Below are 10,757 nucleotides of genomic sequence, written 5' to 3' on the forward strand. Positions count from 1 at the left end.
AGGGCCGCGTCGTGATCTTCGGCGCCGGTGCGGGTCTTCCCTACTTCTCGACGGACACCGTCGCCGCGCAGCGCGCGCTCGAGATCGGTGCTGATGAGGTGCTCGTCGCGAAGAACGGTGTGGACGGCGTGTACACGGCCGATCCTCGCAAGGACCCCGCGGCGACGCGGATCGACACCATCACCTACGGCGACGCGCTCGTGCGGGGACTGAAGGTCGTCGACTCCACCGCGTTCAGCCTGTGCATGGACAACCGCATCGACATGCGCGTGTTCGGCATGGAGCCCGACGGCAACATCACCAAGGCGCTTCTGGGCGAGAAGATCGGCACGCTCGTCACCTCGTGACCCTCGTTCCCGCCCAGGTCGGGCGGAGACCCTGCCACTAGACTCTGAGACTGCACCACCGAGGGGAGACACCCATGATCGCCGACGTTCTGGCCGATGCCGGAGAGCGTATGGACCGCGCTGTCGAGTCCGCGAAGGAGGACTTCGCGACCGTCCGCAGCGGGCGCGCGAACCCGCAGCTGTTCCAGAAGGTGCTCGTCGAGTACTACGGGACTCCCACCCCGCTCGCGCAACTGGCCTCTCTCGCGAACCCCGAGGCCCGCACCCTCATCGTGACCCCGTACGACAAGACCGCTCTCAAGGCGATCGAGCAGGCGATCCGCGACATGCCGAACCTCGGCGCGAATCCCACCAATGACGGGAACATCGTGCGCGTGAGCCTTCCTGAGCTGACTCAGGAGCGTCGCAAGGAGTTCGTGAAGATCGTCCGCGGCAAGGGGGAGGACGCGAAGGTGCACCTTCGTGGCATCCGCCGCAAGGCCAAGGACGATCTGGACGCGCTGAAGTCCGAGGTCGGTGAAGACGACCTCGTGCGTGCGGAGAAGGAGCTCGACGCGCTCACCCGCGGCCACGTCGACTCGATCGACGACGCGCTCAAGCGCAAAGAGGCCGAGCTCCTCGAGGTCTGACCGCGATCATGAGTGACTCGTCGCGCGACGCCGACCCGTCGCCGGACACCGTGCCGAGCGGCCACGGGTCGATGCGGCGTTCCTCGCGAGCGCCGCGCAACGAGTTCGAACTGCAGATGGCGCACGCACGCGCCGAGTTCGAAGAGGCGAATGCGCGCATCAAGCAGCGCACGGGGCGAGACCTGATCCTCGCGATCGTGATCGGCCTCGCGATCGGTCTGGTCGTGTTCGTCTCGCTCGTCTTCGCGAACTGGCCGTTCGCGCTGTTCGCCCTCGCGGTCGCCGTCCTCGGGGTCTTCGAGTTCTCGCGAGCGCTGCAAGGTGCCGGCCGGAAGGTCGACCTCATCCCGCAGGTCGCGATCGCCGTGATCGTGCCGGCGACGGCATACCTGCTCGGGCCGTGGCAGATGTGGGTCGCGCTCTTCTGCGGCGTGGTGGTCGCGATCGTCTGGCGCCTCGTGGGGCAGATGATCGAGCGGGACGGCCGCACCTACGGCAACGTCGTCGACGACGTGCTGCTGGCCACCTTCGTCCCTCTTTACGTTCCGTTCCTGGCGAGCCTCGCCATTCTGCTGCTGCGGCAACCGCATGGCGAGTGGTGGGTGATGGCGTTCCTCATCATCACGATCGTCGCGGACACCGGCGCCTACGTCTCGGGTCTGACCTTGGGACGTCATCCGATGGCGCCGAAGATCAGTCCCAAGAAGACCTGGGAGGGCTTCGCGGGAGCTGCAGTGCTCTCCGTCGTCGGCGCGATTCTGCTGGCGTGGCTGATGCTCGGTCTCCCGTGGTGGACCGGCATCATCATCGGACTTGTTATCCTCGGCACCGCGACCGCCGGTGACCTCGGCGAATCCATGATCAAGCGGGACCTGGGCATCAAGGACATGAGTTCGTGGCTCCCCGGTCACGGCGGCGTCCTCGACCGGTTGGATTCGATCCTTCCGTCGGCCGGAGCGGCTCTGGCCCTGTACTACGTGTTCTTCCCGATGGGAGTGGTGTCATGACCGTTCACGACGAACCGTCGAGTGCGATCGATCAGATCGAGGCGGACGCCTACAGCGAGCCGTTGTTCCCGGTCGAGCGCGGGCGTACTCGCGGATACGAGCCGCGAGCGGTGGAGGCATTCCTGGCGCAGGCACGGGACGCGTTCGAGACGGATGCTGCGGGCTCACCCTTCAGCGCGGAGAGCGTGCGCTCGGCGTCGTTCCCGGTCGTGCGGCACGGCTACCAGGTCGCAGCGGTCGACGCCGCCCTGTCGCGGGTGGAAGACGCCTTCGCTGCGCGGGAGCGCGCAGACGCGATCGACGCCCTCGGACCGGCCCGGTGGATCGACGTGCACCGCGGCCTGGCGCAGGAGATCCTCGATCGGCTCACGCGTCCCCGGCGCGAGCGGTTCGCGCGAGTTCCCTGGATCCGCTACGGCTATCGGCTCGATGAGGTCGACATCGTCGCCGACCGTATCGCCGGATACCTGGCGGCGGGGGAGCCGGTCACCGTTGAGCAGGTGCGCGCTGTTGCATTCCGCATGCAGCGCGGCGGCTACGACGAGCTGCAGGTCGACGCGGTGCTCGATGCCGTCGTCACCGTGCAGTTGGCTGTGGACTGATCGGATTGTGGACTGATCGGATGCAGCGGCACGCGTCGGCATCGATGGCGCACCCAGGCTGTGCGGGTTAGACTCGCGACACTGTGACTTCTGGCTACCACGTGACGACTGTGCGCACCGCTCCCGCCACCCGACGGGAAGCGCGCCTGGCGGCGGCGCAGATGCCGCGGTCCGCGGTGGTCGCCCGTCGTCCTCGATGGTCTCGTCGGCGGGCGGTTGCGAGCGTGTTCGCCGTGGTCGCCGCCGTGGGCTTCCTGGGCGCGTCTCTCGCCCCTGCGGGCATGGCGGTGGCATCAGCGGGCACGGATCCGAGTGCGGCATCCGCGCCCTCGTCGATCTACTCGATCACCGTCGCGGCGGCGCAGTCGCTGTCGGTGTCGGGTGACGCGACGGTCGAGCTCGACCGCGGGGGCTATTCGGCCGCGGCCAAGCCGAAGGTCGTCGCGACGGCCACCTCGAGTGTGAAGTCGTTCGTTCCGCCGTTCGTGACCCCGGACCCCGGCACCGCGCAGGCGATCGCACTGCAGATGCTGGAGGCGCGCGGCATGGGGCAGGACCAGTTCTCGTGCCTGGTCGCCCTGTGGAATCGCGAGTCGGGCTGGAACGTCGCCTCCTACAACAAGGGGAGTGGCGCCTATGGCATCCCGCAGGCCCTTCCCGGCAGCAAGATGGCCAGCGCCGGCGCCGACTGGCAGACCAACCCGGCCACACAGATCACCTGGGGCCTGGGGTACATCACGGGCCGCTACGGCACCCCGTGCGGTGCCTGGGCTCACTCGAACGCGACCGGCTGGTATTGAGCCGTGCCGCGGTCGCATCGCCGTCGGCGAGACGACAGCGCGGCCGATGATTCGTTCGACCGGCTGCTGCAAGGGTTTCGGCGAATCGAGACTCGCCGCGGTGTCGAGTGGAACGTGCAGCCGGTCGGTCCGGCGAATGCCGTCAAGGAGTACGTCTGCCCGGGGTGCGGGCGCGTGGTCATTCCGGGTACAGCCCACCTGGTCGCATGGCGGGCTGACGGGGTCCTCGGTGATGCGGCTGACCTCGCCGCTCGTCGTCACTGGCACGAGAGCTGCTGGCGGATCGGATGAGCGCGGAGATCCGAGGCGCGGTGCAGCTGCCGGCGCGACGTGAAGAGGTGTCGCTGCGCACGTCCGACGGGCTCACGCTCGTCGGGGAGCTGGCGGAGCCGCTCGAGCGCCGTCCGGTCGCGACCCTGGTGACGCTGCATCCTCTGCCCACGCAGGGCGGGTTCATGGACTCCCACATCCTTCGGAAGGCGGCCGCGCGGCTTCCGGCGTTGGCGGACATCGCCGTGCTGAGGTTCAACACCCGTGGCACCGTCTCGCCACGGGGAAGGAGCGAGGGAACCTTCGGCGATGGTGAGGCCGAGGCGGCCGATCTGGCCGCCGCGGTCTCGTTCGTCGCCGAGCGGGGACTGCCGGTGCCGTGGCTCGTCGGCTGGTCGTTCGGCACGGAGGTCGCGCTCAAACACGGGCGTGGGCATGACATCGCCGGGCTCATCCTTCTGTCTCCGCCGTTGCGACGCACGACCGAGCGCGAGCTCGCCGCATGGGCCGGTGACGGGAGGCCGATGGTGGCGGTCGTTCCGGAGTGGGATGACTTCCTCCCCCCGGTGCAGGCGCGCGAACGTTTCGCCGCCGTTCCGCACGCACGGATCGTGGATGTCCCCGAGGGCAAGCACCTCTGGGTGGGTGAGACGCAGACGCGGCGCGTGCTCGATGAGATCGTGTCGATCGTTCGTCCGGGGGCGGACCCCCTCCCGACCGAATGGAGCGGGGAGCTGGGCTGACGCGAAGCCCTCAGAGCTCGTTCTGTCGAGGAATGAGCACCTGGCGGAAGAGGATCAGGATGCTCGCGGCGATCGGAATCGCGACGAGCGCACCGAGCAGGCCCAGAAGGGAACCGCCGGCGAGGGCGGCGATCACGACGACCGCGCCGGGCACGGAGACCGCGCGGTTCATGATGCGCGGGGACAGCACGTAGGCCTCGAGCTGCATGTAGAGAAGGTAGTAGATGCCTGCGGCGAGGGCGGTTGCGGGCGATCCCAGTCCGGGGATGAGGCAGGTCAGGACGATGATCGCGGAGCCGGTGAGCGTTCCGACGAGGGGGATCAGGGAGAAGAAGAAGGCCACGACAGCGAGCACGGCGGGGAAGGGCGCCTGGATGATCGACAGGTAAATCGCGCTCAGCACGCCGTTGACCACGCCGAGAGCGACCTGTCCCATGACGTAGTAGCCGACCGAATCCGTGATCTGCTCGGACAGATCCACGAAGCGCGACCGCTTCGATGACGGGACCATGCTGTACACCGCGGCCTTCAGCGACGGGGTCGACGCGGTGAAGTAGATGGTGAGCACCAGGACGATGACAGCGCCCGTCAGTCCGCTGAAGAATGCGAGACCCGCGTTGATGAGGCCTCCGGTGATGGATCCCCAGTTGGCGAGAAGCCAGTTCTGCACATTCGTGAGAGCGTCGTTCATGGACGAGTCGCTGAGGCCGGGGAACACGGTGTGCACCCAGTTCTTCACGTCGTCGATGAAGGTGCCCGCCTGGAAGTAGCGGGTGATCTCCTGCACGAGGTCGCTGACCTGCCCGATGAGGATCGGCAGCACCATGAGCACGATGCCGGCGAACAGGGCGAGCACGGCGAGGATCGTCAGCAGAACCGCGGCCCATCGCGGCAGTCGCCGACGCTCGAGGAACGAGACGACGGGCTCGAGTCCGAGCGAGAGGAACAGCGCGGTACCGATGTAGAGGAGGATCGTCGAGAGGGTCTGCACGCTGGAGATCAGGAGGATCCCGAGTCCCACACCGAGCGTCGCGAGGAAGGCGGTGCGGAAGGGCTGATACAGCTTCACGGCGGCTCCTGGGGGCGGTGTCGGTCTGGCTCGAGACTACGGCGTTCCGTCGAGATGCCCCTGTCGTACACGCTCGCGGGACGTGCCCAGGTCGTCTGGGCTAACCTGGAGAGTCGGCCGTGTCGGCGTGTCTCATACCCGGGGACAGGGAAGGACTCATTTCGTGCGTTTTGTGTGGGCCGTGGCCGCATTCGTGCTCGCCGCCATCCTGATCGGCGCCGGGATCTCCCAGCGGACCATCTTCCAAGGTCCCCCTGAGCGCACCGCGCAGATTCACACGAGCGGATCGGCCCCGTACACGCTGATCGACGGTGCTGTGCTCACTCGCGAGCCGGGCGTCCAGCGGGTCGCGCTGCGCGGGGCATCCGCTCTGTTCGTGTCGTATGGCCGTACCGCCGACGTGAAGGCGTGGCTGTCGAACGTGTCGTACAACGACGTCACGCTCGACGCGTCGGGCAACACCCAGACGACGGTGGTGGCGGCTGCGGCGAACGCAGCGCAGACCGTCGATCCGACGGACGCCACCAACGAGCAGGTCGCGACGGATGCCGCGACTCCCGTTCCCCCGACCGGCTCGGATCTGTGGCTCGAGGAGTTCTCCGGAAGCGGTGCCCTCTCCAGCTCGCTGCAGGTGCCGCAGGGAATGAGCGTGCTGGTCGCGTCTGACGGCAAGGCCGCCGCACCGTCGACGGTGACGATCAGCTGGCCGCTGCGCGCATCGACCCCCTGGGCCGGGCCCCTCATCGTGCTCGGAGGAGTGTTCCTTCTCGTCGGCATCGTGCTGTACATCCTCGCGATCCGGCATTCGCGACGGTCCCGCGGCCCGCGTCGCAAGGCTCCGCCGCCTCTTCCGGTGACCGAGCCGATCGATCTCGCGATCGAGTCGCCCGACCGCGGCGTCATCTCTTCGAGCCCGCCCTCGACACGCCGGTCTCGGGGCACCCGACGGCTGCTCGCGCTTCCGATCGCCCTCGTGGGCGTCCTCGCGTTCGCGGGATGCTCGGCCGATTCCTGGCCGGTGCCCGATCCTTCGTCCAGTCCCTCCGATTCGGCAGCGCCGACGGTACCGGCGGGACAGCCCGCCCCGGTGGTGAGTTCCGCGCAGGCGCAGAACATCATCGCTCGCGTGCGTGACACCGTCGGCACCGCAGACGCGTCTCTCGATGCGAATCTGGCCGCCACGCGTCTCGCGGGCGCCGCACTGGCGGAGCGTCAGACGAATTACACCCTGCGCGGCAAGGTGTCCGACATGACGGCGCTGCCGGCGATCCCGTCCGGTCAGGTCTATCCGATCCTGCCGCAGGCCTATGACGCCTGGCCGCGCATGGTCATGGCGGTTGTGAGCGACGAGACCGACGGCAAGAAGACGGCGACCATCATGATGCTCCAGCAGCAGGATCCGTGGTCGAACTACAAGCTGCAGTACCTCGGCAGTCTCGCGGGATCGACCGTGCTTCCCGATCTCGCCCCGGACTTCGTGGGCGCGACCCAGATCCCGCCGGATTTCGGACTCCTGTCCATCGCTCCCGACCAGCTTGCGGCCGCGTATGCCGACCTGCTGACGAACGGGGAGAACAGCACATCGGCGAACCTCTTCGATGAGCAGTCGGACGCCTTCTACGCGAGTGTGCAGGCCGACCGGCAGAAGCGCCTGCAGGAGTTCAACACGACCGCGTCGACCACCGGCAGCTTCACGTTCTCGGCCGAGGCGGGCGGCACGACCCCGCTGGCACTGGCGACGCTCGAGAGCGGCGCGATCGTCGCGGTGAGTGTCAACGAGGTCGACACGGTGAAGCCGACGGGAGGCGACATCACCATCAAGTTCGGCGACAACAAGGTGGTGGCGGCGCTCACCGGCGCGACCGAGTCGCCCACCGGCGTGACGAGCCGCTACGCCGACCAGCTGTTCTTCTATGTCCCCGCGCAGGGGTCGACCGACCGCATCCGTCTGCTCGGCTACAGTTCGAACGTGCTCGACGCGAAGGTGATCCAGTGAGCTCTCCCACCCCCGGTTCCGTCCTCCGCGGCGCTGTCGACCTCTCGTCGTTGCGCAACCGCCCGGCAGCGCCGGCGCCGGGTGCTGCACCCGCGGCCGGGGCTGCGGGGGCGCCCTCGCTCGTGATCGACGTCACCGACCAGAGCTTCCCGCAGGTGCTCGAGATCTCCCGCAGCGTGCCGGTGGTCGTGGACCTCTGGGCCGAATGGTGCGGGCCGTGCCTGCAACTGAGCCCGATCCTCGAGAAGGTCGTGCTCGAGCTCGACGGCAAGCTGCTGCTCGCCAAGGTCGACGTCGACGCGAACCCCCAGCTTGCGCAGGCTTTCCGCGCCCAGTCGATCCCTCTCGTCGTGGCACTCGTGGGCGGCCAGCCCGTGCCGCTGTTCACCGGCGCCGTCCCCGAGGAGCAGGTGCGTGAGGTCTTCGCGCAGCTCCTGCAGGTCGCGGCGCAGAACGGCGTGACCGGCACGGTGCCCCGTGGCGAGCAGGATGCCGCGACGGAACCCGTCGAGCCGGAGCTTCCGCCGCTGCACCAGGAGGCCTTCGCGGCGATCGAAGCCGGCGACTATCCGCGTGCCGAGGCGGCGTACGAGCAGGCGCTCGTCGAGAACCCGCGGGACGAGGACGCCCGTGCGGGTCTCGGTCAGGTGCGACTGCTCGCACGCGTCGCGGGACTCGACCTGCAGACGGCGCGGGCGGCGGCGGCCGCGGCACCGCTCGATGCCGACGCTCAGTTCGCCGTGGCCGATCTCGACCTCGCCGGAGGTCACGTCGATGACGCGTTCGGACGCCTCCTCGACCTGTTCGGGGCGCTCCCGGCCGACGAGCGCACGCCGGTGCGCGAGCGCCTGCTCGAACTGTTCGGTGTGATCGGGGACAGCGACCCGCGCGTCGTCCGCGCGCGTGGTCGTCTCACGTCGCTGCTGTTCTGAGTCCGCGGCGCCGACGCGGCTCGTCAGCGCGCGATCACTCGCCGTCCGCGTGCGCGAGCCACAGCACGCCGAGCGGCGGCAGTACGAGCGTCGCACGGGCCGCGGCATCCGTCTCGACGACGCCGTAGTTGCCGACCCCTGACCCGCCGTACTCGGTCGCGTCGGAGTTCAGCACCTCGCGCCAGCGACCGCGTTCCGGCAGGTCGATGACGTAGTCGTAGACCGGCGCGCCCGCGAAGTTGCAGAGCGCCACCACCACGTTGCCGTGATGGTCGCGCCGGGAGAAGGCCTGAACGGTGGGGTTCCACGTGGGGCCGCCCAGGCGCGCGAACGCGGCGCCGTCGGCGTCCCGTGACCACAGGGGTGCGTAGGCCTTGTAGGTCGCGTTGAGCACCGCGACGAAATCCGCGAGCTGACGGTGCGTGGGCTGCTCGAGAAGCCACCAGTCGAGACTGCGGCTCTCGGACCACTCGGCGAACTGGCCGAACTCCTGCCCCATGAACAGCAGCTGCTTGCCCGGGTGGGCCCACATGTAGGCGAGGTAGGCGCGCACGTTCGCGAGCTTCTGCCAGTGATCGCCCGGCATGCGCCCGATGAGGCTGCCCTTGCCGTGCACGACCTCGTCGTGTGAGATCGGCAGCACGTAGTTCTCGCTGAACGCGTAGACGAACGAGAACGAGAGCTCTCCCTCGTGGTGCGAACGGTAGAGCGGGTCTCGGGAGATGTAGACCAGCGAGTCGTTCATCCAGCCCATGTTCCACTTGAAGCCGAAGCCCAGCCCGCCGGCGTCGGTGGGCGCCGTGACACCCGGGAAGCTCGTCGACTCCTCCGCCGTCAGCGAGATGCCGGGGAACAGCTTGTAGGACGTCGCGGTGACCTCCTGGAGGAACGAGATGGCCTCGAGGTTCTCGCGGCCGCCGTGCACGTTCGGCTCCCACTCTCCCGGCTCGCGGGAGTAGTCGAGATAGAGCATCGAGGCCACGGCATCGACACGCAGTCCGTCGACGTGGAACTCGTCGAACCAGTACAGGGCGTTCGCCACGAGGAAGTTGCGCACCTCCGCGCGACCGTAGTCGAAGATGAGCGTGCCCCAGTCCTTGTGCTCGCCGCGCCGAGGGTCGGGGTGCTCATAGAGGGCATCGCCGTCGAAACGGGCGAGGGCGAAGGCGTCCTTCGGGAAGTGACCGGGTACCCAGTCCATGATCACGCCGATGCCGGCGCGATGGAGTCGGTCGATCAGATAGCGAAGATCGTCGGGGGAGCCGAAGCGACTGGTCGGGGCGTAGTAGCCCGACACCTGATACCCCCACGAACCGCCGAAGGGGTGCTCGGCGAGCGGCAGGAATTCGATATGCGTGAAGCCGTGAGCGGTGACGTAGTCGATGAGCGGATCAGCGGCGTCGCGGTAGGAGAGCCCCTGTCGCCACGACCCCAGGTGCACCTCGTAGATCGACATGGGCTGATCGAGGGGCTGATGCGTGGAGCGGTGGTGCAGCCAGTCGCCGTCGCCCCAGCCGTAGCGCGACCTGGTCACGATCGACGCTGTCGCCGGCGGAACCTCGGCCTGCCGGGCGAGCGGGTCGGCCTTGAGGATCCACTCGCCGTGCGCGGTGAGGATCTCGTACTTGTAGACGGCGCCCTCGCCGAGGTGCGGGACGAACAGCTCCCACACGCCGCTCGCTCCCATCGAGCGCAGTGCGTGGCCGGCCCCGTCCCAGTTATTGAACGCCCCGACGACACGCACGGCGCGTGCGTGGGGAGCCCAGACGGCGAAGGATGCCCCGGCGGTGCCGTCGCTCTCGCGCAGGTGGGCGCCGAGCACCCGCCACAGCTGCTCGTGGCGCCCCTCGGCGATCAAGTGCAGGTCGAGCTCGCCGATGGTCGGTGCGTGGCGATAGGGGTCGTCCGCGGTGAACGACGGACCGTTCGCGTAGGCCGTCTCGAGCTCGTAGGCGAGAGGCGGACCGACCCGCTCGCCCTCCCAGATCCCCGAGCGCACGTGCACGAGCGGCACGCGGTCGCCATCGACGAACACCGCCGTGACGCTGTCGGCGAGGGGACGTCGGGCGCGCACCGTCGCGCGGGCGGAGCCGGCGGCATCCCGATACGGATGGATGCCGAGGATCGCGTGGGGTTCGTGATGGGCGCCGTGCGCCACGGCGTCGAGTGCGGCGTCGTCGATGATGCTCATCGGCTGCTCCTCACGTGCAGGATGTGGGAGGGCTGGGTGAACGCGTCGAGGCGCACGTAGTTGTGCTCGCCCCAGGTCCACACGGCGCCCGTGACGAGATCCTCGACCTCGAACGGAGTGCCGGCGGGGACGCCGAACGTGCGGGAGTCGAGGTGCACCGTCGTCTCCCGC

12 protein-coding genes are annotated in these 10,757 nt (G+C 68.6%); 9 read left to right on the forward strand and 3 right to left on the reverse strand.

The genetic code is table 11. From position 1 onward, the window contains the following. The 7 genes from ASG00_RS17800 to ASG00_RS08500 all read left to right on the forward strand — a co-directional run. Positions 1-347: uridine monophosphate kinase (locus ASG00_RS17800; RefSeq protein WP_235559453.1), on the forward strand; the 347-nt coding region annotated here is incomplete at its 5' end. 74 nt (positions 348-421) lie between these two features. After that, on the forward strand, positions 422-976 hold the full coding sequence (gene frr, locus ASG00_RS08480) for a ribosome recycling factor (protein WP_056208561.1): 555 nt from the start codon (positions 422-424) through the stop codon (positions 974-976). Positions 977-984: 8 nt separating this feature from the next. Continuing rightward, entirely contained in the window at positions 985-1,983 is a 999-nt protein-coding gene (locus tag ASG00_RS08485; protein WP_082483168.1) for a phosphatidate cytidylyltransferase, read from the forward strand. Further along, positions 1,980-2,585, forward strand: coding sequence for a DivIVA domain-containing protein (locus tag ASG00_RS08490; protein ID WP_056208564.1), 606 nt, complete (start codon positions 1,980-1,982; stop codon positions 2,583-2,585). The genes ASG00_RS08485 and ASG00_RS08490 overlap by 4 nt, the downstream gene beginning before the upstream one ends. Before the next feature lie 224 nt (positions 2,586-2,809). After that, positions 2,810-3,385 (forward strand): lytic transglycosylase domain-containing protein, encoded by a 576-nt coding sequence (locus ASG00_RS08495; RefSeq protein ID WP_235559454.1) that lies wholly within the window; start codon positions 2,810-2,812, stop codon positions 3,383-3,385. Positions 3,386-3,388: 3 nt separating this feature from the next. Beyond that, complete coding sequence (locus ASG00_RS17805; protein WP_082483169.1) at positions 3,389-3,676, forward strand: hypothetical protein; 288 nt, start codon at positions 3,389-3,391, stop codon at positions 3,674-3,676. Then, positions 3,673-4,398: an alpha/beta hydrolase gene (locus tag ASG00_RS08500; protein WP_056208567.1), complete on the forward strand. Its 726-nt coding sequence runs from the start codon at positions 3,673-3,675 to the stop codon at positions 4,396-4,398. Before ASG00_RS17805 ends, ASG00_RS08500 begins: the two co-directional genes overlap by 4 nt. 10 nt (positions 4,399-4,408) lie before the next feature. On the opposite strand, the gene ASG00_RS08505 is transcribed toward ASG00_RS08500, so the two are convergent. Beyond that, positions 4,409-5,467, reverse strand: a complete 1,059-nt coding sequence (locus ASG00_RS08505) for an AI-2E family transporter (protein ID WP_045248415.1) — start codon at positions 5,465-5,467, stop codon at positions 4,409-4,411. Positions 5,468-5,630: 163 nt separating this feature from the next. Here ASG00_RS08505 and ASG00_RS08510 point away from each other — a divergent pair, with 163 nt between their 5' ends. Together ASG00_RS08510 and ASG00_RS08515 are read left to right on the forward strand one after the other, a co-directional pair. Continuing rightward, positions 5,631-7,463, forward strand: coding sequence for a hypothetical protein (locus ASG00_RS08510; RefSeq protein ID WP_056208570.1), 1,833 nt, complete (start codon positions 5,631-5,633; stop codon positions 7,461-7,463). Further along, positions 7,460-8,395 carry a tetratricopeptide repeat protein gene (locus ASG00_RS08515; protein ID WP_045248413.1) on the forward strand — a complete coding sequence of 312 codons (936 nt, stop codon included), beginning with the start codon at positions 7,460-7,462 and terminating at the stop codon, positions 8,393-8,395. The genes ASG00_RS08510 and ASG00_RS08515 overlap by 4 nt, the downstream gene beginning before the upstream one ends. A 34-nt stretch (positions 8,396-8,429) precedes the next feature. Here the strand turns inward: ASG00_RS08515 and glgB are convergent, their stop codons facing one another. Both glgB and ASG00_RS18750 read right to left on the reverse strand, forming a co-directional pair. Continuing rightward, a complete protein-coding gene (gene glgB / locus ASG00_RS08520; protein ID WP_056209189.1) occupies positions 8,430-10,586 on the reverse strand; it encodes a 1,4-alpha-glucan branching protein GlgB in 2,157 nt (718 codons plus the stop codon). Continuing rightward, positions 10,583-10,757: hypothetical protein (locus ASG00_RS18750; protein ID WP_327037502.1), on the reverse strand; the 175-nt coding region annotated here is incomplete at its 5' end. The genes glgB and ASG00_RS18750, both read right to left, overlap by 4 nt.

Origin of the sequence: Microbacterium sp. Leaf351 (assembly GCF_001423825.1) — a bacterium.
GTDB lineage: Bacteria > Actinomycetota > Actinomycetes > Actinomycetales > Microbacteriaceae > Microbacterium > Microbacterium ginsengisoli.